The organism is Bradyrhizobium sp. BLXBL-03 (assembly GCF_051853015.1).
GTDB classification, from domain to species: Bacteria; Pseudomonadota; Alphaproteobacteria; order Rhizobiales; family Xanthobacteraceae; genus Bradyrhizobium; species Bradyrhizobium manausense.
Map to the genome: position 1 here is coordinate 3,428,255 of NZ_CP182470.1, position 26,331 is coordinate 3,454,585.

Below are 26,331 nucleotides of genomic sequence, written 5' to 3' on the forward strand. Positions count from 1 at the left end.
GGTGTCAAGCTTCAGGCAAGCTTCGAACAAGCTACGAGCGGGATAGTCGAGATGCGGCGAGCTTCCCAGGATTTGGGAAGCGGGTTGCTGCCCGCTGTCCCATGATCCGGAAGGTTCTCCATGAATTATCACGATGGCACTCTCGCAAGGGCTGATGAGACTTCGACGGGGCCGTCGTTGCTGACGCGCGATGAAGTTTACCAGATCTGCCTTCGACATCTGAAGTCAGGCGAGCTCGAGCAGGCCGCGGCCCGTTGTCGGGAAGGCCTTGCTTCGGACGCGAACCATGCCGGCCTGCTTCATCTGATGGCCGGCGTCGCTCTGCTCAACGGCGACTACGATGCCGCCATCAACTGGGCCGGCCGTGCGCTCACGAGCGAGATGAAGGCGACCTATCTTGCGACGTTCGGAACGGCGCTGCTGGGCAAGGGGATGCAGGCGCAGGCGTTCGAGGCGTTTCAGCGTGCGGTGGCGCTCGATCCCGTCGATCCGTCGATCTGGGAGAATTTCGGCAACGCCTTGAGCAGGATGGGGCAAGCCGATCAGGCGAGCCTCTGCTTCCTGATCGCGCGGGCCTATCAGAAACTGCCGTTCCTCGGCGAGTGCGGTTCCGTTCCCCGCAACGAATGGAATGCCCTGACGGCGGAGTTCAATCCGCATCTTCGAACCCGCGCGAGATCGGGTGAAGCGCGCGATCCGATTCACTGCTTCTGGTCGAACGCGCCGCTGAGTGATATGTCGCGCCTGTCGCTGCAGTCGATGGTCCGCCAGGGCCATCCGGTCAGGCTTTACACCTATGACAACGTCGCCGCGATGCAGGCGCGCGTGCCTTCAGGGGTGATGGTGGTGGATGCGGCAAGCCTCGTGCCTGCTGCGATCTACCAGCATGCCGTCCTGAACAGCGATATCCGCTATTTCAGCGACATCTTCCGCTATGCCGTTCTTTACGAGCTCGGCGGCTGGTGGCTCGACACGGACATCGTCCTGGTCAAGCCGCTGGATTTCGGCAGGGAGCACGTGTTCTCCACGCAATGGTCCGGCGTCGAGAACGGGCATGTCTGCGTCGGCGATGCGATGCGCGCGCCCAGGGGCTCGGTTCACATGGCCAACCTCTATGCGCTGTCGCTGCAGCGGATGTTCAGCGAGAATCGCGTCGAATATGGCGCGGTGGGACCGTTGCTGCTCAGCGAATATCTGCTCGTCGCAGGCGGCGAGGAGCTTCAATCGTCGATCCTGCCGCCGACGAGCTTCAACGCGATCGACCGGCGCGAGGTGGAGCTGTTCGCCGCCGAAAGCCGTGCGGGCTTCGAGTTACTGAGCGACCCGCGCGTGACCGGTGTCCATCTCTGGGGCAGGATGTGGGCCGAGCGGGGCTTGCGCTTCGATGCCGTCCCCGAAGAGAGCGTTGCGGGCTATCTCAAGAAGCTGGTGCTCGAGCCGAACTGGCTGACGCAGCTCGCGGCGAAATACGACTCGGACAAGGGCGCGGCCTGCAAGGGCGATGTGGCCCATCACTACACGCGCGTCTATCACGAGCTGTTCCGGTCGAAGGCGCTCGAGCCTATCAGGATCCTTGAAATCGGCCTGTGCCGCGGCCGGGTCGAAGGCTGCGCCCGGGATCAGGTGCCGTCGCTGCAGATGTGGCTGGACTACTTCCCGAACGCCGAGATCATCGGCGTCGACATCGAGGATTTCAGCTGGTTCTCGCATCCGCGCGTCAGGATCCATCGCCTCGACCAGGGCGACCGCGGCATGCTGGAAGAGCTCGCGCGCAAGGAGAAGCCGCTCGACATCATCATCGACGACGGCTCGCACGCCTCGGTGCATCAGCACCTGACGCTCGGCGTGCTGTTTCCCGCGCTGAAGCCGGGCGGCCTCTTCGTCATCGAGGGTCTGGATTGGCAGCCGCCGGAGATTCCGTCGGGTGGGGCGCCGCTGGTCAAGGATGTGCTCAACGCGATGAAGCAGGGCGGTGCGTTCACGTCGAACGTCATGACCGGGGCCGAGGCGAAATTGATCTCGGACCAGGTCGATGAGGTCCTCGTCAATGACAGCTTCCGCGAGCTGATGTCGCGCGGCCTGCTCGGCGGCCTCGGCGTGCTCAGGCGCAGGCCCTAGCAGGCTACTCTCTACGTTGTCGTCCCGGCCTTCGCCGGAACGACAGCGGAGTTCAGTCGATCATCTCGGCCCGTGTGGCGGCCTGGCTCGGCCTGTGCTGGTCGCGCCAGAACCAGACGGTCACGACGCCGGAACGGCCGCGGACCTGCGTCAGCAGGGGACCGGACAGCACGCCGTCGGGTGCGCCGTGGAAGTCGGCAGCGTCCAGCAGCTTATCGGTCACGGCGAGCCGCGCGCCGTTTTGCGCGGCAACCTCCATCAGCCGGCTCGCGAGATTGACGGTGTCGCCATTGGCCGTGATGTGCTGATGGCTCTCGCCGAGCCGCGAGGCGACGATCGGACCGCAATGCGCGCCGATCTTGAAGCCGAGCCGGGCACCGATCGCAGGCGGCAGCGATGCGATCCAGCGCGCGACGCCGCGATGCAGGTCGATCGCGCATTTCAGCGCGCGCGCCGCATCGTCAGGCATTGCGCGCGGCAGGCCGAACAGGATCATGGCGCCGTCGCCGAGGAAGCTCGTGATCATGCCGCCGCAATCGACCGCGGCCTTGTCGATCAGCGCGTGAAACGCCTTCAGAACGTCCTGAAGCTGGTCCGGATCGAGCTGTTGGCTCAGTGCAGTGAAATCCGACAGATCGATGAAGACGACGGCCGCATCCTGCCGGACCGGCTTGGCCAGGAAATCGGGATCGCGCGCGAGCCATTCCTGCACCGCCGGCGCCTGCAATTGCGCCAGCGACCGGCTCCTGGCGGCAAGGTATTGCGTGCGGCGGGCTCCCGCCCAGGTCTGCACGCCGATGAACACCGCGACCGGCGGGATCGCGGCCGCGAGCGTGGTCGCAGCGTCGAGCCAGACGCCATGCGTGAACGCGAACAGATTGAGCCCGGCCCAGCCGATCATCACGGCGGCTGCGGCGACGAAGCCGAGCGCGCTGCGCCGCCACGCCAGCAGGCCGATCAGCAGCATCGGCAGCAGGATCGCTGTGAGCGCGTCGGCGATGTGAACCTTGCGGTCGCGCACGATGCTGTCGCCGGCGACGAGATGCGTGATCGCGGTCGAGATGACTTCGACGCCGGGCATCAGGGAATCGAACGGCGTCGGGAAGAAGTCGCCGCCGCCGGCAACCGCGGCGCCGATCACGACGATCCGGTTCTCGACCGCCTTGCGATCGAGCGTGCCGTCGAAAATGCTCTGCGCGCTGACGGTGCGGATGGTTCGGCGCGGGCCGTAGTAAGTGATAGGCAGCGAAAAGTCGCTGTCTACAGGCACGACGCGATCGCCGAGCGTGAGACGATCGGGCGCGATCGTCAGCTTCTTGTCGAGCGCGCGGCTGGCGACCCGCAGCGGCAACGACAGTTCGACCTTGTCGCCGGTCCGGAACAGCATCGGCACCGAGAGCGGCGAGCCGGATTGCCCGGTCGCGACGTTGACGATGCCGACATCGGCGTGATCGGCGAAAGCAGGCAACGGCAACAGGAAGCGCTCGGCCTGGGGCAGGATGGCGAGCGGTCCGGCGCTGCCGGGGCCAACGGTTTCGCTCTCGTTCGGGAAGATCGCCGCGGCCGCGAGCACCATGGGACCGGTTGCGAGCGTGTGCGCCAGCGTGGCGTCGCCGATCGCAGCGCTGCGATCGACCAGCAGCAGATCGATGGCGATGACCTTCGGCTTGAACTGCACAATGGCGTCGACCACGCGCGCCAGATCGGCCCGCGGCAGCGGATAGGTGCCGCCGCGCTTCACCACGGTGTCGTCGATGGCGACGATGGTGACGAGATCGGGCGGGGCCTGCACGCCGCGCGCAAGCGTGCGCAGGTCTGTCAGCGTCGCCTCGAGCCGATCGAGAAAGGCGAGATGGCCGTAGGTGTGAGCGGCAAAAATGCCGCCGCCCCACAGGGCCGCAAGGACAAGGGCGAGCAGGATCTGAAAACGTCTATTCATTACGTCGTACTACAATCTGTCTTTCCGCGCTCGTGCGCGGGTCTTATTGATGTGTACGGGCCTTATTGACCCAATCTCGCCATTAGCGCATCGACGCGCGGCTGGCCCCAAGTCTTGACAGTCAGCGGACCGCTCGCTTCCACGTCGACGCCTTCGCCGGGACCTAGCACGGCGCCGCGTCCGCGCGCCACCCTCCGGGTCACACCAACACGGCCATTGGCGACGAACACGGAGGTCTTGGTCTCTGCGACATCGACCGCCCATTTGGTGCCGCGCACCGCGGCGATCGCTTGCGGCGTCAGCACCTTGAAGGGATTGCCGCCGGGTTTCCTGGGCACCTCGACCAGCAGCGCTTTGCCGCTCAACTCGACGGTGTCTATATGTCCGTCGCGGTTGACGTCCTTCAGTTCAAATCTCGCGCCGTTTTCTGCAACGATCGTGATGCCGTTGTCGCAACGCCACACTTGCGTGCCGGCGGCGGAGGGTGACGCGGTGCAGCCCACGTCCGTGGCAGGCTGTGCGGTCGCAGATCCGATCAACAGCAACGACCACGCCAGGGCGCAACACCCCGCGCGCGAAAACCCACTCATGCCAGCCTCCGTTTGACGTGCTCGGCACAGTTCAAGGCGATGTTGATACGGTACCGTATCATGCGCAGAGGCTGCTGAAAAGTGCCGGAGCGTGTAGCTATTTTGCCGCCGCGGCCATTTCCAGATTGGGGCGATCAACTTTCGGTCAGGGCACCCAGCGACGTCGGCGGCGTGAGGTGAAATGACGCCGCCAGGCATCAGCCTCGCGCAACGCTTGCCCGCTATCTTGCGGACATGGATGACCACGAAAATGACTTGGTTGGTGGGTCCAAAGGTGCGGTCGGCGAGGCCCTCTGAGTGTGCTGAACCGGCCGAGAATTATGGTTAACAGTGTCGCCTAAGTCCGTAGTTCCGCGGGCCTTTTTCTCAAAATGGCACAGCGTTAACGAGCTGCCCTACAACCGCCTGAACTTAATCTGCATTTAACTAAAAGTCGCCTTAATGACGCTCCGACCCTCTGCGAGATGCTGGTTCCGGAACGTGACCAGCGGCGCTTCGAAGGGGGACTGAGTGACACCGTCCTGGACGCAAGGCGAATGAGTACGAGTATCGCTGCGCCGAGTTACGCGGCACGGAAGCAGAAAAATTCCTATCGGAAGCCTTCCCGGAAAATGACCACCCAAAACCTGCTTGGCGCGGCCGTGGCCGGCTGCGTCTTGCTTGCCGGCTGGACCGTCTACAACAACATCTTCGCCGCCAGCGTCTATCCGACCGTCGGCAGCGCCGGTTACGACGAGCCCGTGGTCAAGCGCGCGCCCAAGGTGGCGCTGCGCGAGGCGGGCGAGGCCATCAGGGAAACCTTTGCACTGCTGCCCGACCGGCTGCAGGTGGCCAAACCGATTTCACGCGAACAGTTCAACGAGCGCTTTGCCGCCGCGGCGACGCAGGGTGTCGAATCGAACGCGGCGAGCGCCGCACCTGCGGCTCAGGTCGCGGAAGCCACGCCGAAGCCGACCGTTGTCGCGAAGGTCGCGGAAGTGCTGAAGCCGCTCAACCCCGCCAGGGTGGCTGAGCGGGTCGCTGACAAGGTCGCTGACGTCGCGAAGGGCAAGCGCTCGGACGCGCCGGTGCAACTCGCCTCCGCCGATCCGGCCCAGATCGTGCCGGCGCCGGAAGCCAAGCCAAAGTCGTTTGCCGATCGCGCCAAGGCTGCGGTGATGTCGATCACTGGCCCGCGCCAGTCGATGGTGGAGAAGCTGTGGGGCAAGCGCGAGTCCTCCGGCGGCCTGCTCGCCTACGCTTCGGCCGATGCCAGCGTGACCTCGGCGATTGCGCCGAAGGAGCAGAACCCGATGTTCGGCGGTGCCCCGCCCTATGATCGCGACACCGCGGTCTACGACATCACCGCCAAGACGGTCTACCTGCCCGATGGCTCCAGGCTCGAGGCGCATTCCGGCCTCGGCTCCAACCTCGACGATCCGCACTCGCAGCGCGTGCGCATGCGCGGCGTCACCCCGCCGCACATCTACACGCTGAAGCCGCGCGAGGCGCTGTTCCATGGCGTGCCCGCGCTGCGTCTCACGCCGATCGGCGGCGAGAGCGCGATCTACGGCCGCGACGGCCTGCTGGCACACACCTTCATGCTCGGGCCGAACGGCGATTCCAACGGCTGCGTCTCGTTCAAGGACTATTACGCGTTCCTCGACGCCTATCGCAACAAGGGGATCCGCAAGCTGGCGGTGCTGGCGCGGGTCGACTAGGCCTGGTCAATTCGAGATCATGCAAAAGGGCCGCTCGCTGCGGCCCTTTTTGATTTTCTGCTTCCAGAGTGACCTCTACGCCGCATCGACCGGGACGGACTTGCGCAATGCCATCTCGATGGCGATCGCCTCTCGCATCACGGGCCGTGCCTGCATGCGTTCGAGATATCCAGCGAGCGAGGGCCATTGCGCGACGTCGACGCCGGCGGGGCGAAGCAGCAGCAGAGCCCAGGCAAGATGCGCGTCCGCGACAGTGAATCTGTTGCCCACGAGGAATTCGCGGTCCGCCAGATGCGCTGATGGCACCGACAGCGTCTGGCTGATCCGCGCGCGCGGCTTGGCGAGCGAGCCGTCGTCCTTGTACCAGAAGGTCGGAAACAGGAACGCCTTGTGGATCTCGGTGCCGACGAAGCTCAGCCATTCCTGCAGGCGGTAGCGATCCAGATCTCCCGGCCGCGGCGCAAGGCCGCGCTCGGGCCTGAGGTCAGCGATGTATTGCAGCACCGCCGCGCTCTCGGTCAGCCGCTCGCCGTTCTCCAGCACCAGCACGGGCACGGCGCCCTTTGCGGAGATGCCGCGAAAATCGCGCTCGCCGTCCGCGATCGTCTTGGTCGCAAGATGCACCTGGTGATAGCGCGCCTCGAGACCTGCCTCCATCAGCGCGATACGGCTCGCAAGCGAGCAGGCCATCGGCGAGAAATAGAGTTGCAGCATCATGTTGCTCCGTTATCTCAGCGCATCGCCGCGCGCGATGATCGCGAAGCGGTCGGAAAGCTCGGCGAGCGCAACCTCGTGGATGGTGCGCGCGTCCAGCGTGCCGCCGCGCCCATCAGGCAGGTCGCGCGTGCCGCAGGCATCGGCATCGATGGTGGTGCGAAAGCCGAGATCGAGCGCGGCGCGCGCCGTGGAGCTGACGCACATATGCGTCATGAAGCCGGCCAGCACGATGTTCTTCCTGTCGGTTGCGGCAAGACGCGACCTAAGATCGGTGCCGGCAAACGCATTGGGCAGCTCCTTCTCGATCACCAGCTCTCCGGCACGAGGCGTGAGCTCGGCGACGATGGCACCGCGCTCGCTGCCGCGATCGAACAGGCTGCCGGCCTTGCCGCGATGGGCGATGTGGATGATCGCCCCGCCAGCCTCGCGTGCCCGTGCCAGCAGCGCAGCCGCCCGCGCGATCGCGGGCTTGGCGTCGGGCAGGGCGAGGGGGCCTGCAAGATATTCGTTCTGGATGTCGATCAGCACCAGCGCGGCATCGGCAAGGCGTGGCGGGGTGAGGTCGGCGCCGGCGAGCTCGAGCAGGGTCTTTGCGGTCGTCATGGTCAGGCAATCTCCAGGGCGAAAGGCCGGGCCAGCATAACGCCGGAGCCGCCTGCCGATATGCAGGGATATTGCAGCCGGTGGCTGCGATATTGCAGGCGCCTCCCGGCCGATATACCTTCGCCTCATGAACTGGGACGATCTGCGCATCATCGCCGCCGTCAGGGACGAGGGCACCTATGCCGGCGCCAGCGCGCGGCTGCGCATCGACGAGACCACGGTCGGGCGCAGGCTGTCGCGGATCGAGCGAGCGCTCGGCCTGCGCCTGTTCGAGGCCGCCGACGGCGTGCGCAGGCCGACGCGGAGCTGCGAGGCGGTGCTGGCGCATGTCGAGGCGATGGCCGCGCATGCGGCCGAGATCGGCCGCCTCAGCGAGAGCCTGGAAGGGCCGGTCGGGCGCCTGCGCATCGCCTCCACCAACACGGTCGCCGAGACGGTGTTGTCGCCGCGCGCGAGCGACTTCCTGCGCGCCAATCCGGGCCTCACGCTGCAATTCCTCACCTCCAGCGAGAACGTCAGGTTCTCGCGCTGGGAAGCCGATCTCGCCATCCGACTGCGCAAGCCCGACAAGGGCGACTTTGCGATCTCCAGGCTCGGGGACATCAAGCTCTATTATTTCGAGCCTGCCGCGACCGAAGGCGAGCCGATGCTATGCACCTATCCGGACGAGCTCGGCGCCATTCCCGAGATGCAATTCCTGCGCACGAAGAAGGCCCGCGCGCGCTGCGTCACCGACAACGTCCGGGTCATCCGCAATCTGATCCGCGCGCATCGGGCCGCCGGCGTGTTGCCGGAATATGTCTGCGCGGACCTGCTCGGCGATCGCCGCCTGCGCGCCAGCCTGCTGCCGAAGCGGCGCGACGTCTGGCTGCTGGTGCAAAACCACCTCAAGCGCGACGCCGCAACGCGCGTGACGATCGACTGGGTGCGGGCGTGTTTTCAGGAGATGGCGCAGAGTTGATCGGCGGCCGGCGGCCGCTTCGAACGCAGCCCGGCAGCGGGACGACCAAGTCGGACGGGTCAGGGATTGTGCGCGCCTACAGGTTGCGCAATCCGTGGCGACGACAATCTCGGGCAGGGAATGCGATGACCACGCTTCAGGACACCGTCCGGCCAAGGGCCAGACCTCGCGAATGGAAAGCGATTATCATCCTGATCCTGCTCGTGCCCGTGCTGTGGTCGCCGCTGATCCTGTTTCGCTACGTGCTGTTCCAGCCCTCAACATTCCGTCCGGCTCGATGGCCCCGACGCTGGTGGTTGGCGACTACGTCTTCGCGGCGAAATATGCCTATGGCTACGGCCGCTATTCGTTTCCTTTCACGCCATCCTTTATCTCCGGCCGCGTCGGCGCTGCTGATCCTGCCTATGGCGACATCGTCGTCTTCCGGTCGCCGAAGGACAATGAGATCGACTATGTCAAACGCGTTGTCGGATTGCCCGGCGATCGCATCCAGATGCGGCATGGACAACTCTTCCTCAACGACATCCAGGTGACGCGCGTCGCGCTGAAAGATGTCGCGGCAGGCTCCGCCTGCGGCGGCGACACCGGCACCAGGGTCAAGCGCTGGCGCGAGACGATGCCGAACGGGGTGAGCTACATCACCTATGACTGCGTCGACAACGGCTACGCCGACAACACCGAGCTCTACACCGTCCCGCCGGGCCATTTCTTCGCACTCGGCGACAACAGGGACAACTCCACCGACAGCCGCTTCAAGTCGGTGATGGGCTTCGTCCCGATGGACAATCTCATCGGCAAGGTGACGCGGATCTTCTGGTCGCTCGATTCCAGCGGCGAACTGCGCGCCGAGCGGCTGGGGAAGGTGCAATAGGAGGGTTCGTTGTAGCCCGGATGGAGCGCAGCGAAATCCGGGACACCGTTTGCGCTGCGCTCCATCCGGGCTACGGCCAAAACAAAAACCCCGGCATCGCTGCCGGGGTTTCGCAAGTCCTTGAGGTGGGTGGACCTTAGAAGTCCATGCCGCCCATGCCGCCGCCCGGGGGCATTGCGGGGCCGGCGCCGCCCTTCTTGGGCAGCTCGGCGACCATGGCTTCCGTGGTGATCAGGAGCGCGGCCACCGAGGCGGCGTTCTGGATCGCGGTACGGACCACCTTGGTCGGGTCGATGATGCCCTTCTTGACGAGGTCGGCATATTCGCCGGTCTGGGAATCGAAGCCGTAATTGTAGGCCTTGTTCTCCAGGATCTTGCCGACGATCACCGAGCCGTCTTCACCGGCGTTGATCGCGATCTGGCGAGCGGGAGCCGACAGCGCCTTGCGCACGATCTCGACGCCGGTCTTCTGGTCGTCGTTCTTGGTGCGCAGGCCCTTGAGCTGCTCGGAAGCACGGAGCAGGGCGACGCCGCCACCCGGGACGATGCCTTCCTCGACAGCCGCGCGGGTCGCATGCATCGCGTCATCAACGCGATCCTTGCGCTCCTTCACCTCGACCTCGGTCGCGCCGCCGACGCGGATCACCGCGACGCCACCAGCGAGCTTGGCGAGACGCTCCTGGAGCTTCTCACGGTCGTAGTCCGAGGTGGTCTCCTCGATCTGCGCCTTGATCTGGGCCACGCGCGCCTCGATGTCGGCCTTCTTGCCGGCGCCGTTGACGATCGTGGTGTTCTCCTTGTCGATCATCACCTTCTTGGCGCGACCGAGCATGTTGAGCGTGACGTTCTCGAGCTTGATGCCGAGGTCTTCCGAGATCGCCTGGCCGCCGGTCAGGATCGCGATGTCCTGCAGCATGGCCTTGCGGCGATCGCCGAAGCCCGGAGCCTTGACGGCCGCGACCTTCAGGCCGCCGCGCAGACGGTTCACGACCAGGGTTGCGAGCGCTTCACCTTCGACGTCTTCGGCGACGATGACCAGCGGCTTGCCGGTCTGCACCACGGCCTCGAGCAGCGGCAGCAGCTCGTTCAGCGAGGAGAGCTTCTTCTCGTTGATGAGGATGTAGGCGTCGTCCATCTCAACGCGCATCTTGTCGGCGTTGGTGACGAAGTAGGGCGAGATGTAGCCGCGATCGAACTGCATGCCCTCGACGACGTCGAGCTCGGTCTCGAGCGACTTGGCTTCCTCGACGGTGATGACACCCTCGTTGCCGACCTTCTTCATGGCGTCGGAGAGGAACTTGCCGATCTCCTGGTCGCCGTTCGCCGAGATGGTGCCGACCTGGGCGATCTCGTCGTTCGAGGTGACCTTCTTGGAGTTCTTCTGCAGGTCCGCAACCACGGCCTCGACCGCGAGGTCGATACCGCGCTTGAGGTCCATCGGGTTCATGCCGGCGGCAACCGACTTGGCGCCTTCCTTCACGATCGCCTGGGCCAGCACGGTGGCGGTGGTGGTGCCGTCGCCGGCCGCGTCAGCGGACTTGGAGGCGACTTCGCGCACCATCTGCGCGCCCATGTTCTCGAACTTGTCCTCGAGCTCGATCTCCTTGGCGACGGTGACGCCGTCCTTGGTGATGCGGGGAGCGCCGAACGACTTGTCGAGCACGACGTTGCGGCCCTTCGGGCCGAGCGTGACCTTCACCGCGTTGGCGAGAACGTCGACGCCGCGCAGCATCTTGTCGCGCGCTTCAACCGCGAATTTGACTTCTTTGGCTGCCATCTGGAATTTTCCTTAGGAATGTTGATTGGAGGGAGGAGAGGGGCTCTTAAGCCGCCTTCTTCTTGGACTCGGTGACTTCGAGAACGCCCATCACGTCGCTCTCCTTCATGATCAGCAGGTCCTGGCCGTCGATCTTGACTTCGGTGCCGGACCACTTGCCGAACAGCACGCGGTCGCCGACCTTCAGGTCGATCGGAACCAGCTTGCCGGCCTCATCGCGGCCACCCGGGCCGACGGCGACGACTTCACCCTGGGAGGGCTTTTCCTTGGCAGTGTCGGGAATGATGATGCCGCCGGCGGTCTTCTCTTCTGCGTCGATGCGCTTGACCACGACGCGGTCGTGAAGCGGACGGAATTTCATGCAGTCCTCCTAAGCATTTGCACGAGTTGAGGATTTCAAGATGTTAGCAGTCTGCGCCAGCGAGTGCCAGCACAGGTGCAGCTGAAATAGGACAGGAATTTTGCGGGGGCAAGGGCTTCTAGCAGAAAATTCGGCACTCTGAAGGCCCAAGTGCCAGAAACCTTTCCCATCGTTAACCGATTTCGGAGCACCTTCGAGGGTGCCGCGGTGACCGTATTAGCACGGTGCCCGCTCTGCTGCTAACGCATTGAATTTCAACAGCTTGTTAAACTTTTGGGCTTGAGATGGATTGTCAGTTTGCGTCACATTTCTCTCATGTGAGCGCATCGTTTCCGGGTGGCTCCCGGGGCACGGATCAAGCCACCCCCTGTATGCGCTCCTGCAAAGGAGGTTTGGCATGGGACTGCGCGTTGGGGGCGTTTCCGAGGACTTCAGGAAACAGATGCTGGGCTACGGGCTGACAACGGCCCAAATTCTCTACCGGATGCCGGATCATCCGTCATTGCTCCAGACTTACGTCTGGCAGAACTACGACATGTTCCCGAAATTCCCGGCGCTGACCGATTTCCTGGCGTTCTGGACCGAGAAGCTCGACGGCCCGCTGCATTCGGTGACCGTCGCGCACTCCAAGCTGATCAAGCCGGCCGAGCTGCGCGCCGTGGACGGCGTGTTCCGGTTGAATTGAGATAGAGCACCGCTCTTGTAGGGTGGGCAAAAGCGCGCCCTTCGCGCGCCGTGCCCACCATCTCTCTCCGTGATCGCATGCAGAACGTGGGCACGCTTCGCTTTGCCCACCCTACGAAACTTGTTCCATGCTAGCCTCTCGTCATAACAACAACGGGAGGCCACCCATGGCCAAGACAACAAAATCGCGCAGCGCAGCCCAGACTGTGGGGAAGAAACGAAGCGCCGCCAAGTCCGCCGCACGATCTTCCGCGCGCAAGGTGGTGAAATCAAAAGCCCGCACGGCCGCTGCGAAAAAACCCGCCCGCCCCAAGCAGCGCATCGCCATCAGCCATCACCGCGAGGAAGATTTCAAAGCCGACGGCCTGCGCGCCTACGCCAAGTACCGCGATCTCGGCATCGCCAACGCGACCCACGGCCTCGCGCAAGCGCACGTGATCCGCCTGCAAGGCCCCTGCGATCCCGCCGAGGTGTCGAAACTGCACTTCCATGACGTCGACTTCCAGATGGTCTATGTGCTCAAGGGCTGGGTGAAGACCTACATGGATGGGCAAGGCGAGACGATGATGCAGCAAGGCAGCGCCTGGACCCAGCCGCCGAAGATCAAGCACATGATTTTGGATTATTCCGACGATGTGGAGCTGCTGGAAGTGATCCTGCCTGCGGAGTTCAAGACGGTGGAGCTGAAGGCGTAGGCACTCTCTCTCCACGCGGCAATGACGGCGGAGAAAGCTTGCTTCGTAGCCCGGATGGAGCGGAGCGAAATCCGGGAAAGCCTCTCCGCAGCGAAGCTGGTCCCGGATTGCGCTGCGCTCCATCCGGGCTACGGCATCGCGGCGATCCTTAAAAAGCCCCCGATCCGCGAAACCCAGCCGTCGGCGCGTCAGGCGCCATTACCGGGCTCATCGCCGCGCTGTTCGTTGCGAGCTTCGAGCCCGAGGCGGACGCCGAGACGACGATGTCGCGACTGAAGACGTCGCTCTTCTTCGGTTTTCCGGCACTGCTGCCGCTGGCCTTTGGCGCCTCCGGCAACGTCAACTATTACGCATGCAGGCGGTGCGGTAGCCGGTGGCGCGCTTGCCATCACGCCGTGGATCGCTTTCTGGTCCTATGACAGCCTGCCGCGAAGCGCTGGCATGGTGTTGCTCGGAGGATTTGTGGGATCCCTGATTTGCGCCGGCTTCGCCGCCATTCACTATCGGTCCTACATGGCCGATGCCGGGCAGTATATCCGCGCCTCGGAAATGCCGGCGGGCACGCGCGAGATGGCCGGCCGTTCCGCTGATTTCGTCAACCGCTATCCGAACGACCCGCGCGCTCACCTGTTCCGTGCGATTTACTTCGCTGAACGGAACAGCCTCAGTGCCGCCGAGGCGGAAGTGCAAACCGCGATGTCGCTCGCTGCGTCGGATGTGGCGGGCGGTCCGGTGCGATCGGTGGCGCGGGCCTTGCTGGCGCAATTGCTGCTCGCGCGGGGACGGACCACCGAGGCGAAGGCCAGGCGGCCGAGGTGTGCCGCGCCAAGCTGGGTGACGTGCGACGGCTCCTGGAGCAGTCGAAATTGTGCGGTGAGAAAGGGTAGTTCGTAGGTTCGTAGCCCGGATGGAGCGAAGCGAAATCCGGGGTGCCTGCAACGGAGATACGTTCCCGGATTGCGCTCCGCTCCATCCGGGCTACGGCATCACGTCAACACCCCGACGATCGCCCCCATCAGGCACGTCGTCAGCGTCCCCGATACGATCGACTTCAACCCCAGCGCGTTGATCTCCTCGCGCCGTTCCGGCGCCATCACGCCGAGGCCGCCGATCATGATGCCGAGGCTGGCGAAATTGGCGAAGCCGCACATCGCATAGAGCATGATCAGGCGCGAGCGCGGATCGAGCGTGTCGGGCGGCAGCTTCGAGAAGTCGACATAGGCGACGAGCTCGTTGAGCACGGTCTTGGTGCCCATCAGGCTGCCGGCGGTGATCGCCTGGTCCCAGGGCAGTCCCATCAGCCAGCACACCGGCGCCATGATCAATCCCAGCACCCGCTGCAGCGAGATCGCGGCGCCCCCCACGGCAGGCAATAGCCCCAGCACCGCATTGGCGAGATAGACCAGCGCCACCAGCACCAGCAGCATCGCGACGATGTTGATCAACAGCTCGATGCCGGCGCTGGTGCCCTTCACGATCGCATCCATGGTGCCGGAGACCGCCATCTCCGGATCCTCAAGCGCGCCGCCGGTGCGCTTGTCCGACGTCTCAGGGATCATGATCAGGCTGACCAGGATTGCGGCCGGCGCGCCCAGCACGGAGGCGATGACGAAATGCGCGGCTGCGTCAGGAATGAGAGGCGCAAGCAGCGTCGCATAGAGCACCAGCACGGTGCCGGCGATGCCGGCCATGCCGCCGGTCATCACCAGAAACAATTCGCTGCGCGACATCTGCGAAAGATACGGCCGCACAAACAGCGGCGCCTCGACCATGCCGAGGAAGATGTTGGCGGCGGTGGAGAGCCCGACCGCGCCGCCGACGCCCAGCGTGCGCTCCAGCAGCCAGGCCATGCCGCGCACAACAGGCGGCAGCACCCGCCAGTAGAACAGCAGCGTCGTCAGCACGCTCATGACCAGCACGATCGGCAGCGCCTGGAACGCCAGGATGAAATCGGCGCCCGGCACCTTCAGCTCGAAGGGCAGGGTGCCGCCGCCGACATAGCCGAACACGAAGGAGGAGCCGGCGCGCGAGGCCGCCGAGATGGCGCCGACCGCGTCGTTGATGGCCCCGAAAGCGTGCGCCACCAAAGGTACCTTCAAAAGCACGATCGCGGTGACGAAGGTGACGACGAGGCCGATCAGCGCCTGGCGCAACGAGACCGCGCGGCGATTCTCCGCGAGTGCGAAGGCGATCAGCAGCAATGCGAAAACGCCGAGTGTCGATTGCAGCCGCAGCATGATGTCCCCAAACCCTCAATCATTATGGCCGCGCCTGCGTTGCAAACGCAATGCCGGGAATGGTGCGGGCCGTCCTGCTGTTGACATCCGGGTCCCGGTCAGCCACCCCCGGCGCGTCGATATCAAGGGCCGATCATCCGCGCGTGACCGAACAGGCGATGCCAGAGCAGTCAGGATCCGTCAGTCCGCCGGCCACCGCCGGTGAGCTCCTCCGCCATCCCGCCTTCCTGTTCTTCCTGCTCGCCCGCAGCCTGTCGCGCTTCTCCAGCCAGATCGCGGCGGTCGCGATCGGCTGGCAGATCTATGATCTCACCGGCTCGGCCTTCGACCTCGGCATGGTCGGGCTGGTGCAATTCGCGCCCACCGCGCTTTTGGTGTTCGTCGCCGGCCATGCCGCCGACCGTTTCGAGCGCAAGCGCGTGGTCCAGCTCTGCCAGCTCGTGGAGGCCGCCACCGCGCTCTATCTCGCTGTCATCACCTATCTCGGCGCGGTCAGCGAAGTGCAGATCTTCATCGCGACCTTCGTGCTCGGCATTGCCGGCGCCTTCGAGAGCCCGACCACCGCGGCGCTGCTGCCGCTGATCGCGCCGCAGGGCTCGCTCCAGCGTGCGACGGCGGTCGCGAGCGGGGCGGCTCAGGTCGCGACCATCACCGGGCCTGCGCTCGGCGGCTTTGCCTACGCCATCGCACCGCATCTCGCCTACACAATGATGCTGCTGTTCTGGATCTTCGGGATGATCCTGACCGGCTTCATCCAGCCGCGTCCGCAGGCGGTCGCCAGGCAAGGAACGGATGAGGACAATATCTTTGCCGGCGTCCGCTTTATCAGGAGCAATCCGGCGATCCTCGGCACCATCTCGCTCGACCTGTTCGCCGTGCTGTTCGGCGGCGTCACCGCGCTGTTGCCGATCTATGCCCGCGACATCCTCCAGACCGGCCCGGTCGGGCTCGGCGTGCTCCGGGCTGCGCCCGCGGTCGGCGCGCTGCTGATGACCATGGTGCTGGCGCGCCACGCCATCTCCAGGCATGTCGGCCTGCGCATGTTCCAGGCGGTGATCGTGTTCGGCATCGCCACGATCGTGTTCGCGCTGTCGTCCTGGATGTGGCTGTCGGTGTTGTCGCTCGCGATCCTCGGCGCTGCCGACACGATCAGCGTCGTGATCCGCTTCTCGCTGGTGCAACTGGCGACCCCCGACGAGATGCGCGGCCGCGTCGGCGCCGTCAACTTCCTGTTCATCAACGCCTCGAACCAGCTCGGCCAGTTCGAGAGCGGCCTGACGGCAGCACTGTTCGGCGCCATGCCGGCGGCCGTGCTCGGCGGCGTCTGCACGGTTGCCGTGGCGCTGCTCTGGATGAAGCTGTTTCCGAGTCTGCGGAAGGTGGAGAACCTGGAGTAGGGAAGCCCGTCGGAGCCTGAAGGCATATTGCAGCGCCCACCGAACGAATGTCAAAAGAGTATCGGTTCAGCATCTGAATCGTGGTGGCGGCAGCGGCGGTCACCCGATACGGTTTCGAGCAATAGAGAGAGCTGAGCCAAATTCAGCCATCGGGTCGAGCCCAGACGTTTACAAACCGGGCCGGCCCAGGAGGGAACGGATATGGAACCAGACCTGGAAGTCGTCCAGATACGGCGCGGCGAGTCGTTCAAGGCTTGGTCGCACGGGTATCCCTTCCACACGGTCAGGTGGCACTTTCATCCGGAATACGAAATCCATCAGGTCGTCGCGACCAGCGGTCGCTACTTCGTTGGCGATTTCATCGGCCAGTTCGAGCCGGGCAACCTCGTGCTCACGGGACCCAACTTGCCGCATAATTGGGTGAGCGACCTGCCGGCGGACATGACCATCCCGCTGCGCGGACGCATCATCCAGTTCAGCGAAGAATTCATCGGCGACACGATGAGGCTGATGCCTGAGCTGTCGGGTCTCGGCGCGCTGCTGGAATCCTCCCGGCGCGGCGTCCTTTTTGCCGGCAGCACGAGCAAGGAGCTTGCCCCGCTGATGGAGGAGATCGTGGCGGCGAAGGGCGTGCGCCGGATCGAACTTTTCATGATGATCCTGGGGACGCTCTCGCGCGCCCGTGGTGCACTGCCGCTGTCCAGCCCGAACTATTTGCCCGATCCGTCCGGCTACATGTCGGCGGGGATGAACAAGGCGCTCGCCTTCATCCGCGAGAACCTCACGCAGCCGTTCAGCGAAGCCGATCTCGCCGCGATCGCGGGCCAGTCGCAAAGCGCGTTCTCTCGCTCGTTCCGCCGCCACACGGGGATGTCGCTGGTGCAATATGTTAAGCGGCTCCGCATCAATCTCGCCTGCCAGATCCTGATGAGCGACGAACACGCGTCCATCACCGACATCTGCTTCCAGGTCGGCTTCAACAATCTCTCCAATTTCAATCGCCAGTTCCTGGCCGAGAAGGGCATGCCGCCTTCGCGCTTCAGGCGGTTGCTGGCGGACAACATCAACGCGGCACGCGCCGCCTAACCGGGAGGAGCAAGGGAGGAGGACGATTACGGGAAGAATGACGCGGGCGCGCCGATGGCGGCCTGCGAAGGAGATCGTCTGTCCGAAAATTCCGCGTGGCTTCGGAGGCTATCGGCGCTGACCGCCGTTCTCATCCGGCTGCGGAAGCAGGGATGGCTTGTCTCCAAGACATCAACGAGCAGCACTTTAACACCCAGTTTCCGAAAGGGAAGTCCGAATGACAAAGCCCTCGCTCAAGACTATTTGCTCGGCCGCTCTCGCCCTGTCGCTACTCGGCGCAACGGCCATGTCCTCGCGTGCCGCGGAGGTGAAGGATGCGACCGTCGCGTTCCTGATGCCCGACCAGGCCTCAACCCGCTACGAACAGCACGACTATCCAGGCTTTGCTGCCGAGATGAAGAAGCTCTGCGCCAGCTGCAAGGTCGTCTACCAGAATGCCAGTGCGGACGCCGCGCGCCAGCAACAGCAGTTCAACTCGGTGATCTCGCAGGGCGCCAAGGTGATCGTGCTCGATCCGGTCGACTCGGCCGCCGCCGCTTCGCTGGTGAAGATGGCACAGTCCCAGGGCATCAAGGTGATCGCCTATGATCGCCCGATCCCGGACGCCAAGGCCGACTTCTACGTCTCCTTCGACAATGAAGGCATCGGCAAGGCCATCTCGGAATCGCTGGTCAAGCATCTGAAGGACGCCAAGGTCACGCCGAAGGAAGGTGAGGGCGTGCTCCAGATCAACGGATCGCCTACCGATGCCGCCGCGGGGCTCATCAAGAAGGGCATCCACGCGGGCCTGGACAACAGCGGCTATCCGATCCTCGCCGAATACGACACGCCCGACTGGGCGCCGCCCAAGGCGCAGCAATGGGCAAGCGGCCAGGTCACCCGCTTCGGCAAGAAGATCCTTGGCGTCGTCGCTGCCAACGACGGTACGGGCGGTGGCGCGATTGCCGCGCTCAAGGCCGCCGGTGTCGAGCCGGTGCCACCGGTGACGGGCAACGATGCGACGATCGCCGCGCTTCAGCTCATCATCGCCGGCGATCAGTACAACACGATCTCCAAGCCCAGCGAGATCGTTGCAGCCGCCGCGGCCCAGGCGGCGGTGGAGTTCCTCTCGGGCGGCACGCCCAAGCCGGAAACCACGCTCTTTAATACGCCATCAAAGTTGTTCATTCCGGCTGTCGTGACCGAGCAGAACCTGAAGGCGGAGATCATCGACAAGAAGATCCAGACCGCCGATCAGCTCTGCACCGGCCGATATGCAGCCGGATGCAAGAAGCTCGGCATCACGCAGTGAGCGAAGCAGCGTCCCGGCCGCTCAATGCGGCCGGGACGAACGAAGAGAAAGCGTAAGCGGACATGTCCACGATTCCGGATGTCGACCACCCGCAGGAGGGGCCAGGCAAACTGGTGCTGAGGCTTCGCGGCATTTCGAAGAATTTCGGCGCGGTGTCTGCCCTTGCCGATGTCGACCTCGACGTCCATGCCGGCGAGGTCGTGGCGCTTGTCGGTGACAACGGCGCCGGGAAGTCCACGCTGGTGAAGATTCTGGCCGGCGTGCACCAGCCTACGTCTGGGACGATCGACTTCGATGGCGAACAGGTCGTCCTGTCCGATCCGGCCACGGCGCTCGGCCTTGGCATCGCCACCGTCTTCCAGGATCTGGCGCTCTGCGAGAACCTCGACGTGGTCGCCAATATCTTCCTCGGCCGCGAGCTCAATCCTGTCAGGCTCGATGAGGTGTCCATGGAGATCCGGGCCTGGACGTTGCTCAACGAATTGTCGGCCCGCATTCCGAGCGTGCGCGAACCGGTCGCGTCGCTGTCTGGCGGGCAGCGCCAGACCGTGGCGATCGCGCGCTCGCTGCTGACCGAGCCGAAGCTCATTCTGCTCGACGAGCCGACCGCAGCGCTCGGTGTCGCGCAGACCGCAGAGGTGCTCGACCTGATCGAGCGCGTGCGCGCCCGCGGCCTCGGTGTCATCGTGATCAGTCACAACATGGAGGACGTGCGCGCCGTTGCCGACCGCATCGTGGTGCTGCGCCTCGGCCGCAACAACGGCGAGTTCGGACCCGATGTGTCCAACCAGGATCTCGTCACGGCCATCACGGGGGCCGACGAGAATTCGGTCTCCCGGCGTGCCAGCCGACGCGGCGCGGAGCCGTCGCGGGAGGTGCTGATATGACCGACGACACGCAACGGGTCTCGACCGCGCGGTTGCTGGACCGTCGCGACGAGCGCGTCGCGCATGCTGATACGCTCCGCGGCACGATCGGCGCCTTTGTCGACCGCGTGCGATCGGGCGACCTCGGCTCTCTGCCGGTGGTGGTCGGCCTCTTGATCATCTGCACCGCATTCCAGAGCCTCAACCCGGTCTTCCTGGCGCCTGACAATCTGGTCAATCTGCTGTTCGATTGCTCGACCGTAGGCGTCATCTCGCTCGGCATCGTTTGTATCCTGATGGTCGGCGAGATCGACCTCTCTGTCGGCTCGGTGAGCGGCTTCTCCTCTGCGTTGATCGGCGTGCTCTGGGTCAACCAGGATTGGCCCGTGGCGGTGGCTGTTATCACGGCGCTGGTGCTGGGCGCCTCGATCGGCGCCCTCTATGCCTTCCTGTTCAATCGGCTGGGTATGCCGAGCTTCGTCTCGACGCTGTCAGGCCTGTTGGCATGGCTCGGCCTGCAACTCTATCTGCTCGGCTCGTCCGGCTCGATCAACCTTCCCTATGGATCGCCGCTGGTCAATTTCGGGCAGATGCTGGTCATGCCGCCGATCGTATCCTACACGCTGGCGGCACTTGCCGGCGTGGTCGTGTTCGCGGCCGGCTACCGCATGGCCGCGCGCAGGCGCGCGGCGGGACTGTCTGCAAGCACGCTCGGCCACCTCCTGCTCAAGGCTGCGCTTGTCATCATCGTGCTCGAATTCATCGTCTACTATCTCAATCTCGCGCGTGGCGTCCCGTGGATGTTCGGCCTGTTCGTCGGCTTGTGCGTGGTCATGAACTACGCGCTGAAGCGGACCAAATGGGGCCGCTCGATGAGCGCGGTCGGAGGCAATCGCGAGGCCGCCCGTCGTGCCGGCATCAATGTTCGCCGGATCTATGCAAGCGCCTTCATGCTGTGCTCCACGCTCGCGGCCGCCGGCGGTATCCTCGCCGCCGCCAGGCTCGCATCGTCCAGCCAGCAGGCTGGTACGGGCGACGTGAACCTCAACGCCATCGCAGCCGCGGTCATCGGCGGCACCAGCCTGTTTGGGGGGCGCGGCAGCGCCTATTCCGCACTGCTCGGCATCATCGTCATCCAGTCGATTGCCAGCGGCCTCACGCTGCTCGATCTCTCTTCGTCGCTCCGGTACATGATCACCGGCGCCGTGCTAGCCGTTGCGGTCATCGTCGACTCGCTCGCACGACGCTCGCGTGTCTCCCATGGCCGAGCCTAAACAAACTCCAACAAGAGGACCGACCGTGGGCCAGGAACTTGCAGGAAAAGTTGCCGCCATCACCGGTGCCGCCTCTGGCATCGGTCTCGAATGCGCCAGGACGATGATCGAATCTGGTGCGCGTGTCGTGCTGGTCGATCGGGCAGAGGAGGCGCTGAACAAGGTCTGTTCCGAGCTTGGCGAGAACGCGATCCCGCTGCGTATCGACCTCACTGATCATGCGAGCATGGCATGCATGATGCCGCAAGTGCTGGAAAAAGCGGGCCGGCTCGACATCTTCCATGCCAATGCCGGTACCTATGTCGGCGGCGAGGTGCTTGGCGGCGACCCCGAGGCGTGGGACCGCATGCTCAACCTCAACGTCAACGCGCTGTTTCGTTCCATCCACGCGGTGCTGCCGCACATGGTAGAGCGCAAGAGCGGTGACATCATCGTCACCAGTTCGATCGCCGGTCTCGTTCCCGTCGTCTGGGAGCCGATCTACACCGCCTCGAAACATGCCGTGCAGGCCTTTGTCCATACCGTGCGTCGGCAGGTCGCGAAATATGGCCTGCGCGTCGGCGCCGTGGCGCCGGGCCCGGTCGTGACCGCGCTCATCAGCGACTGGCCAAAGGAGAAGCTCGACGCAGAGATGGCGGCAGGGGGCCTCATCCAGCCCACGGAAGTAGCGCAGGCGGTGCTCTTCATGTTGACCCGTCCGAGAAACGTCACGATCCGCGACCTCGTGATCCTGCCGCAGAGCAACGATCTATAGCGCTTCCGCATCTGCGATCCGAACGTTGCTTCATGGTGAGGGTCTCCGCGATGACGCGTCATTTTCTGGGTATCGACGTCGGCACGGGCAGTGCGCGAGCCGGAATCTTTGATCGCTCCGGCAGGCTTGTCGCCACCGACAGGGCCGACATCACGCTTTGGCGCGAGGCTGGCGATATTGTCGAGCAATCGAGCGAGGACGTCTGGCGCGCCGTATGCCGCAGCGTGCGCGGCGCGGTCGGAAAGGCCGGCATCGCGCCTGACAGTATTGCCGGAATTGGTTTTGACGCGACCTGCTCGCTGGTGGTGCTAGGCAGTGGCGGCGCGCCGCTTGCCGTGGGTCCGTCCGGCGATCCGGCCCGCAATATCATCGTATGGATGGACCACCGCGCCGTCGATCAAGCGCGCCGGATCAACCGCACTGGCGCGAAAGTTTTGGACTATGTCGGGGGGACGATCTCACCCGAGATGGAGACGCCGAAACTGCTATGGCTTGCCGAGAACATGCCGCGCAGCTTTGCGGACGCCTGGCAGTTTCTGGACCTGACCGATTTCCTGACCTGGCGCGCAACCGGGAGCCTTGCTCGCTCCACCTGTACCGTCACGTGCAAGTGGACTTATCTCGGCCACGAAAACCGCTGGGACGCCAACTTCTTTCGTGCGATCGGGCTCGGCTCGCTGGCAGACGAGCAGTTTCGTCGGATCGGCACCGAGATCGTGCCCGGCGGGACACGGCTCGGCGCCGGCCTGACGGCGGAGGCCGCGAGCGACCTTGGCCTGACGTCGGGCACATCAGTTGCGGCAGGTCTCATCGACGCCCATGCCGGCGGTGTCGGCACGGTAGGCGCCCGCGGAGCTGCCGGGACGGTACTCACGCGGATGGCCTACGTGTTCGGAACGTCCGCCTGCACCATGACAACAACGACGGAGCCGACGTTCGTTCCCGGCGTTTGGGGGCCTTATTTCTCGGCCATGGTGCCGCGCCTATGGCTCAATGAGGGCGGACAGTCAGTCGCCGGTGCAGCCATTGACCATCTCATCCAGATGCATCCCTATTCCGCGCAGGCCTCAGAGGCGGCAGGTCGGGATCAGCGGTTGCCCTCCGACTGGCTCGCTTCGGAAGTGGAGGTGCGCGGCGGCGCGGGGATGATCAAGGAATTGGTCGGCGAACTTCATGTCGTGCCGGAATTTCTCGGCAACCGCGCGCCCTTCGCCGATCCCGATGCGCGCGCGCTGATCGCTGGACTGGATATGCGCGCGGACCTGGAGAGCTTGCTCGCCCTCTATCTTGCCGGCCTGTGCGGCCTTGGTTACGGCGCGAGGCAGATCGTGCGCGCCCAGCAGGACAAAGGCATCGCCATCGATACGATCGTCGTCAGCGGAGGCGCGGCCCAGAGCCGCCTGGTGCGGCAGGTGCTCGCCGATACGACCGGCTTGACCGTTGCTGCTTCGGCATCCCCCGAGCCCGTGTTGCTCGGCTCCGCGATGCTGGGGGCGGTTGCGTCCGGCGATCACGTGAGCGTTGCCGAGGCGATGGAGGCGATGTCGGCTCTGGGAGAAATACATACGCCCCACGCAGCCCTGGCAGGCTGGAACGAGAAGCGCTTCGCAGCCTTCGAGGCCTTGCAGCAGGTCGGCCGATCAATCCGTGCGGCGCGGGCGGATGTTTGAGCGCCCGCAACGACGATTGTTGAGATAGCGCGCGGACTTGCGTCGCGTCACCCCGGCAGGAGACGCCTTCCGGCGTCTACTGTGCATGGGGTTGTTTTCGCAGTTTGGCGCTAGCCCCGCCCGACGAACGGCATCTTGGTCGCCATGACGGTCATGAACAGCACGTTGGCGTCGAGCGGCAGGCCGGCCATGTAGGCGACGGCATCGCCGACCGCCTTCGCGTCCATGCGCGGCTCGTGCTTGGTGGTGCCGTCCGGCTGCAGCACGCCGGGGCCGTTGACCATGCGATCCGTCATCGGCGTCGCGGCATTGCCGATGTCGACCTGGCCGACCGCGATGTCATACATGCGGCCGTCGAGGTTGCTGGCCTTGGTGAGACCGGTGATGGCGTGCTTGGTCGAGGTGTAGGCCGCCGAGAACGGCCGCGGTGCATGCGCCGAGATCGAGCCGTTGTTGATGATGCGGCCGCCCCGCGGGCTCTGGTCCTTCATGATGCGGAAGGCGTGCTGGGTGCACAGGAACGGACCGGTGAGGTTGGTGTTCACCACCGCCTGCCACTGCTCGAGGCTGAGGTCCTCGAAATTGACGGCGGGTGCGCCCATGCCGGCATTGTTGAACAGCACGTCGAGGCGGCCGTAGGTCGCCTTCACCTTGTCGAACAGCGCGGCGATGGAGTCAGGCTTGGTCATGTCGGCGGTGACGCAGAGGCTCTTGCCCGCGGGGCCGAGCTTGGCGGTCTCCTCAAGCATCTCCAGGCGGCGGCCGGCGAGCACCACGGTGAAGCCGGTGTTCATCAGCGCCAGTGCCGCCGCGCGTCCGACACCGGTGCCTGCGCCCGTCACCAGGGCGATCTTTTTTGCTTCACTCATCGTTTCCTGCCTTTTCTTTCTGTTGTCAGGTTTTGGGTTCTTTTTCGTTCTTGTAAGGCGGCCGCGGAATGTTCTGGTGCGCGGCGCGCAAGGCCGCCGACCAGCGCGAGCGCAGGTCGTGGAAATAGGGCTCGCCCGCCTCGATGCGGTGGTTGAGATCGGCCTCGCAGGCGTCCGTGCGCACCACCAGCACGTCGATGGGAAGGCCGACGCCGAGATTCGAGCGCATGGTCGAATCCATCGAGATCAGGCCGGTCTTCAGCGCCTCGTAGAGCTCGACGTCGTAATGCATGGCGCGGTCAAGCACCGGCTTGCCGTATTTGTGCTCGCCGATCTGCAAGTAGGGCGTGTCGGTGGTGCATTCGATGAAATTGCCGGCGGTGTAGACCATGAACAGGCGCATGCGCGCGCCCTTGATCTGGCCGCCGAACAGGAAGGAGACGTCGAAGGAGACGTCCTCGGACTTCAGCGCCGGCCCTTCGGTCGCGTGCACGGCCCGGATCGCCCGGCCGATACGCTGGGCGGCCTGGAACATGGTCGGCGCGTTCATCAGCGTCTCGATCTCGCCCGTGTTGGGGTCTTCGAGGCCTTCGGTCAGCGTGGACAGCACCGACTGGCTGATGGCGAGGTTGCCGGCACTGGCGATCGCCATGATGCGGTCGCCGGGCTTGGAGAAGATATGCAGCTTGCGGAAGGTCGAGACATTGTCGAGGCCGGCATTGGTGCGGGTGTCGGCGATCATCACCAGACCGTCCCGAACCAGGATTCCGCAGCAATAGGTCATTTCCAGTCCCCGAACGCGTTTGCGCGGACTTACTAGCCAATTTCGCCGCCCGCTCCAACCCCCGATTCCCCGGGGATGGCTGTCATTCCGGGGCGCACGTAAGCGCGAAATCCGGAATCCATCTCTCCTCTAACTCCGCGGCCCGATGGATTCCGGGTTCGATGCATCGCATCGCCCCGGAATGACAATCTATCCCTGCCGCTGCGACTGTGATTGCGACTGCCCGCCGCGGCCGGCCTGCTCGACCTTGACTGCGACGGTCAGCGTCTCCGCGCCGCCGCCGTAACGGGTGCCGCGCACGGGGGCCGCGCCGAGATAGTCGAGCCCGATTGCGACGCGGACATGGGCGTCGGTCGTGCAGATGCTGTTGGCGGGATCGAAGCCGACCCAGCCGAGATCAGGAACATAGGCTTCAGCCCAGGCGTGGCCGGCGTCCTGATGCACGGTGCCGTCGGAGCGCAGGAAATGCCCGGACACGAAGCGCGCCGGCACCCCGCCGGTGCGGGCGCAGGCGATGAAGATATGCGCATAATCCTGGCAGACGCCGCGCTTCAGCGTGAATGCTTCGGCGGCCGAGGTGCCGCTGTTGGTCGGATCCTCGTCGAAAGTCATGTGATCGCTGATCTCGCTCATCAGCGTGTGCAGGAAGCCGAGCGTGTCGCTCTCGGCCTCGCTGCGCAACTGACGCGCGACCGCCGCCATCGCCGGATTGACGGTCGTCAGGTCGGTGGTGCGCAGGAACATGTCGGTGGGAAAGCGCTCGTCGGCACCGCGCAGCACCCCGCCGGTATCGTGGGTTTCGATCAGACCTTCGGCGGTGATCTGGATGTCGCTGACGGGCCCGCAGGACAGCACATGGGTGACGTTGCCGAACGCGTCCTCGTGCATGTCGAGCTTGGTGTCGGTGGAGACGTCGATCTGCCATTCCGCCACATATTGCCCGTCATGGCTGCACGGGGTCATGCGCAGGATCTGGATCACGCTCGTCGCCGCCGGCTCGTAGCGATAGGTCGTGGTGTGCTGGATTCGCAGGCGCATGGTGGACCGTTTTTCTTGCGTCATTCCGGGGCGGTGCGCAGCACCGAAC

Annotated in this window: 23 protein-coding genes and 2 pseudogenes; 15 read left to right on the forward strand and 10 right to left on the reverse strand. The window is 64.7% G+C overall.

Annotated features, from left to right (window positions below; genetic code table 11):
- Nucleotides 1-120 precede the first annotated feature (120 nt).
- Nucleotides 121-2,118: a glycosyltransferase gene (locus ACNJX9_RS16295; protein ID WP_439409533.1), complete on the forward strand. Its 1,998-nt coding sequence runs from the start codon at nucleotides 121-123 to the stop codon at nucleotides 2,116-2,118.
- A 52-nt stretch (nucleotides 2,119-2,170) separates the two neighbouring features.
- Here the strand turns inward: ACNJX9_RS16295 and ACNJX9_RS16300 are convergent, their stop codons facing one another.
- The gene (locus ACNJX9_RS16300; protein WP_439409534.1) at nucleotides 2,171-4,057 is read right to left on the reverse strand and encodes a CHASE2 domain-containing protein; all 1,887 of its coding nucleotides are present in this window, start codon (nucleotides 4,055-4,057) and stop codon (nucleotides 2,171-2,173) included.
- 62 nt (nucleotides 4,058-4,119) lie between these two features.
- On the reverse strand, nucleotides 4,120-4,647 hold the full coding sequence (locus tag ACNJX9_RS16305; RefSeq protein ID WP_057748765.1) for a FecR domain-containing protein: 528 nt from the start codon (nucleotides 4,645-4,647) through the stop codon (nucleotides 4,120-4,122).
- A 611-nt stretch (nucleotides 4,648-5,258) separates the two neighbouring features.
- Between ACNJX9_RS16305 and ACNJX9_RS16310 the strand changes: the two genes are divergently transcribed.
- Nucleotides 5,259-6,347: a DUF2778 domain-containing protein gene (locus ACNJX9_RS16310; RefSeq protein ID WP_439409535.1), complete on the forward strand. Its 1,089-nt coding sequence runs from the start codon at nucleotides 5,259-5,261 to the stop codon at nucleotides 6,345-6,347.
- A gap of 75 nt (nucleotides 6,348-6,422) precedes the next feature.
- Here the strand turns inward: ACNJX9_RS16310 and ACNJX9_RS16315 are convergent, their stop codons facing one another.
- Nucleotides 6,423-7,061, reverse strand: coding sequence for a glutathione binding-like protein (locus ACNJX9_RS16315; protein WP_439410070.1), 639 nt, complete (start codon nucleotides 7,059-7,061; stop codon nucleotides 6,423-6,425).
- Between the two features lie 12 nt (nucleotides 7,062-7,073).
- Nucleotides 7,074-7,667: a cysteine hydrolase family protein gene (locus ACNJX9_RS16320; RefSeq protein ID WP_439409536.1), complete on the reverse strand. Its 594-nt coding sequence runs from the start codon at nucleotides 7,665-7,667 to the stop codon at nucleotides 7,074-7,076.
- A 127-nt stretch (nucleotides 7,668-7,794) separates the two neighbouring features.
- Here ACNJX9_RS16320 and ACNJX9_RS16325 point away from each other — a divergent pair, with 127 nt between their 5' ends.
- Both ACNJX9_RS16325 and lepB read left to right on the forward strand, forming a co-directional pair.
- Complete coding sequence (locus ACNJX9_RS16325) at nucleotides 7,795-8,628, forward strand: LysR family transcriptional regulator (protein ID WP_057748755.1); 834 nt, start codon at nucleotides 7,795-7,797, stop codon at nucleotides 8,626-8,628.
- Between the two features lie 125 nt (nucleotides 8,629-8,753).
- A pseudogene (gene lepB / locus ACNJX9_RS16330) lies at nucleotides 8,754-9,499 on the forward strand (signal peptidase I).
- 136 nt (nucleotides 9,500-9,635) lie between these two features.
- Here the strand turns inward: lepB and groL are convergent.
- The gene (gene groL, locus ACNJX9_RS16335) at nucleotides 9,636-11,276 is read right to left on the reverse strand and encodes a chaperonin GroEL (RefSeq protein WP_220002647.1); all 1,641 of its coding nucleotides are present in this window, start codon (nucleotides 11,274-11,276) and stop codon (nucleotides 9,636-9,638) included.
- A 46-nt stretch (nucleotides 11,277-11,322) separates the two neighbouring features.
- Nucleotides 11,323-11,637: a co-chaperone GroES gene (locus tag ACNJX9_RS16340; RefSeq protein ID WP_057740880.1), complete on the reverse strand. Its 315-nt coding sequence runs from the start codon at nucleotides 11,635-11,637 to the stop codon at nucleotides 11,323-11,325.
- A 397-nt stretch (nucleotides 11,638-12,034) separates the two neighbouring features.
- Here ACNJX9_RS16340 and ACNJX9_RS16345 point away from each other — a divergent pair, with 397 nt between their 5' ends.
- From ACNJX9_RS16345 to ACNJX9_RS16360, 4 genes and pseudogenes are all read left to right on the forward strand, one after another.
- Entirely contained in the window at nucleotides 12,035-12,322 is a 288-nt protein-coding gene (locus tag ACNJX9_RS16345; protein ID WP_254132412.1) for an usg protein, read from the forward strand.
- A gap of 166 nt (nucleotides 12,323-12,488) precedes the next feature.
- The gene (locus ACNJX9_RS16350) at nucleotides 12,489-13,016 is read left to right on the forward strand and encodes a cupin domain-containing protein (RefSeq protein WP_057740884.1); all 528 of its coding nucleotides are present in this window, start codon (nucleotides 12,489-12,491) and stop codon (nucleotides 13,014-13,016) included.
- Nucleotides 13,017-13,192: 176 nt separating this feature from the next.
- Nucleotides 13,193-13,435, forward strand: a pseudogene (locus tag ACNJX9_RS16355) (hypothetical protein); the annotation flags it as partial.
- Between the two features lie 43 nt (nucleotides 13,436-13,478).
- Nucleotides 13,479-13,910 carry a hypothetical protein gene (locus ACNJX9_RS16360; RefSeq protein ID WP_439409537.1) on the forward strand — a complete coding sequence of 144 codons (432 nt, stop codon included), beginning with the start codon at nucleotides 13,479-13,481 and terminating at the stop codon, nucleotides 13,908-13,910.
- A gap of 92 nt (nucleotides 13,911-14,002) precedes the next feature.
- On the opposite strand, the gene ACNJX9_RS16365 is transcribed toward ACNJX9_RS16360, so the two are convergent.
- The gene (locus ACNJX9_RS16365; protein ID WP_439409538.1) at nucleotides 14,003-15,253 is read right to left on the reverse strand and encodes a NupC/NupG family nucleoside CNT transporter; all 1,251 of its coding nucleotides are present in this window, start codon (nucleotides 15,251-15,253) and stop codon (nucleotides 14,003-14,005) included.
- A gap of 158 nt (nucleotides 15,254-15,411) precedes the next feature.
- Between ACNJX9_RS16365 and ACNJX9_RS16370 the strand changes: the two genes are divergently transcribed.
- The 7 genes from ACNJX9_RS16370 (at nucleotide 15,412) to ACNJX9_RS16400 (ending at nucleotide 23,591) form a co-directional block, all read left to right on the forward strand.
- Nucleotides 15,412-16,650, forward strand: coding sequence for an MFS transporter (locus tag ACNJX9_RS16370; RefSeq protein WP_439409539.1), 1,239 nt, complete (start codon nucleotides 15,412-15,414; stop codon nucleotides 16,648-16,650).
- Between the two features lie 201 nt (nucleotides 16,651-16,851).
- Nucleotides 16,852-17,736, forward strand: coding sequence for an AraC family transcriptional regulator (locus ACNJX9_RS16375; RefSeq protein ID WP_271618027.1), 885 nt, complete (start codon nucleotides 16,852-16,854; stop codon nucleotides 17,734-17,736).
- A gap of 217 nt (nucleotides 17,737-17,953) precedes the next feature.
- Nucleotides 17,954-19,027, forward strand: a complete 1,074-nt coding sequence (locus ACNJX9_RS16380; RefSeq protein ID WP_057740890.1) for an ABC transporter substrate-binding protein — start codon at nucleotides 17,954-17,956, stop codon at nucleotides 19,025-19,027.
- Nucleotides 19,028-19,089: 62 nt separating this feature from the next.
- The gene (locus ACNJX9_RS16385; protein WP_057740892.1) at nucleotides 19,090-19,914 is read left to right on the forward strand and encodes an ATP-binding cassette domain-containing protein; all 825 of its coding nucleotides are present in this window, start codon (nucleotides 19,090-19,092) and stop codon (nucleotides 19,912-19,914) included.
- The gene (locus ACNJX9_RS16390) at nucleotides 19,911-21,167 is read left to right on the forward strand and encodes a sugar ABC transporter permease (protein WP_439409540.1); all 1,257 of its coding nucleotides are present in this window, start codon (nucleotides 19,911-19,913) and stop codon (nucleotides 21,165-21,167) included. Before ACNJX9_RS16385 ends, ACNJX9_RS16390 begins: the two co-directional genes overlap by 4 nt.
- 25 nt (nucleotides 21,168-21,192) lie before the next feature.
- The gene (locus ACNJX9_RS16395; protein ID WP_057740896.1) at nucleotides 21,193-21,921 is read left to right on the forward strand and encodes an SDR family oxidoreductase; all 729 of its coding nucleotides are present in this window, start codon (nucleotides 21,193-21,195) and stop codon (nucleotides 21,919-21,921) included.
- 50 nt (nucleotides 21,922-21,971) lie between these two features.
- Nucleotides 21,972-23,591, forward strand: coding sequence for an FGGY-family carbohydrate kinase (locus tag ACNJX9_RS16400; RefSeq protein ID WP_439409541.1), 1,620 nt, complete (start codon nucleotides 21,972-21,974; stop codon nucleotides 23,589-23,591).
- 110 nt (nucleotides 23,592-23,701) lie between these two features.
- Here ACNJX9_RS16400 and ACNJX9_RS16405 read toward each other — a convergent pair whose 3' ends face one another.
- The 3 genes from ACNJX9_RS16405 to ACNJX9_RS16415 form a co-directional block, all read right to left on the reverse strand.
- The gene (locus ACNJX9_RS16405) at nucleotides 23,702-24,460 is read right to left on the reverse strand and encodes an SDR family oxidoreductase (protein ID WP_057740898.1); all 759 of its coding nucleotides are present in this window, start codon (nucleotides 24,458-24,460) and stop codon (nucleotides 23,702-23,704) included.
- A gap of 25 nt (nucleotides 24,461-24,485) precedes the next feature.
- Complete coding sequence (locus ACNJX9_RS16410) at nucleotides 24,486-25,244, reverse strand: proteasome-type protease (RefSeq protein WP_057740901.1); 759 nt, start codon at nucleotides 25,242-25,244, stop codon at nucleotides 24,486-24,488.
- 189 nt (nucleotides 25,245-25,433) lie between these two features.
- A complete protein-coding gene (locus ACNJX9_RS16415; RefSeq protein WP_057740957.1) occupies nucleotides 25,434-26,282 on the reverse strand; it encodes a transglutaminase family protein in 849 nt (282 codons plus the stop codon).
- Nucleotides 26,283-26,331 lie beyond the last annotated feature (49 nt).

Bases quoted from the DNA above. Each gene is read 5' to 3' on its own strand.
- ACNJX9_RS16295 (WP_439409533.1), top strand. From the start codon at position 121: ATGAATTATCACGATGGCACTCTCGCAAGGGCTGATGAGACTTCGACG.
- ACNJX9_RS16300 (WP_439409534.1), bottom strand. From the start codon at position 4,057: ATGAATAGACGTTTTCAGATCCTGCTCGCCCTTGTCCTTGCGGCCCTG.
- ACNJX9_RS16305 (WP_057748765.1), bottom strand. From the start codon at position 4,647: ATGAGTGGGTTTTCGCGCGCGGGGTGTTGCGCCCTGGCGTGGTCGTTG.
- ACNJX9_RS16310 (WP_439409535.1), top strand. From the start codon at position 5,259: ATGACCACCCAAAACCTGCTTGGCGCGGCCGTGGCCGGCTGCGTCTTG.
- ACNJX9_RS16315 (WP_439410070.1), bottom strand. From the start codon at position 7,061: ATGCTGCAACTCTATTTCTCGCCGATGGCCTGCTCGCTTGCGAGCCGT.
- ACNJX9_RS16320 (WP_439409536.1), bottom strand. From the start codon at position 7,667: ATGACGACCGCAAAGACCCTGCTCGAGCTCGCCGGCGCCGACCTCACC.
- ACNJX9_RS16325 (WP_057748755.1), top strand. From the start codon at position 7,795: ATGAACTGGGACGATCTGCGCATCATCGCCGCCGTCAGGGACGAGGGC.
- groL (WP_220002647.1), bottom strand. From the start codon at position 11,276: ATGGCAGCCAAAGAAGTCAAATTCGCGGTTGAAGCGCGCGACAAGATG.
- ACNJX9_RS16340 (WP_057740880.1), bottom strand. From the start codon at position 11,637: ATGAAATTCCGTCCGCTTCACGACCGCGTCGTGGTCAAGCGCATCGAC.
- ACNJX9_RS16345 (WP_254132412.1), top strand. From the start codon at position 12,035: ATGGGACTGCGCGTTGGGGGCGTTTCCGAGGACTTCAGGAAACAGATG.
- ACNJX9_RS16350 (WP_057740884.1), top strand. From the start codon at position 12,489: ATGGCCAAGACAACAAAATCGCGCAGCGCAGCCCAGACTGTGGGGAAG.
- ACNJX9_RS16365 (WP_439409538.1), bottom strand. From the start codon at position 15,253: ATGCTGCGGCTGCAATCGACACTCGGCGTTTTCGCATTGCTGCTGATC.
- ACNJX9_RS16370 (WP_439409539.1), top strand. From the start codon at position 15,412: ATGCCAGAGCAGTCAGGATCCGTCAGTCCGCCGGCCACCGCCGGTGAG.
- ACNJX9_RS16375 (WP_271618027.1), top strand. From the start codon at position 16,852: ATGGAACCAGACCTGGAAGTCGTCCAGATACGGCGCGGCGAGTCGTTC.
- ACNJX9_RS16380 (WP_057740890.1), top strand. From the start codon at position 17,954: ATGACAAAGCCCTCGCTCAAGACTATTTGCTCGGCCGCTCTCGCCCTG.
- ACNJX9_RS16385 (WP_057740892.1), top strand. From the start codon at position 19,090: ATGTCCACGATTCCGGATGTCGACCACCCGCAGGAGGGGCCAGGCAAA.
- ACNJX9_RS16390 (WP_439409540.1), top strand. From the start codon at position 19,911: ATGACCGACGACACGCAACGGGTCTCGACCGCGCGGTTGCTGGACCGT.
- ACNJX9_RS16400 (WP_439409541.1), top strand. From the start codon at position 21,972: ATGACGCGTCATTTTCTGGGTATCGACGTCGGCACGGGCAGTGCGCGA.
- ACNJX9_RS16405 (WP_057740898.1), bottom strand. From the start codon at position 24,460: ATGAGTGAAGCAAAAAAGATCGCCCTGGTGACGGGCGCAGGCACCGGT.
- ACNJX9_RS16410 (WP_057740901.1), bottom strand. From the start codon at position 25,244: ATGACCTATTGCTGCGGAATCCTGGTTCGGGACGGTCTGGTGATGATC.
- ACNJX9_RS16415 (WP_057740957.1), bottom strand. From the start codon at position 26,282: ATGCGCCTGCGAATCCAGCACACCACGACCTATCGCTACGAGCCGGCG.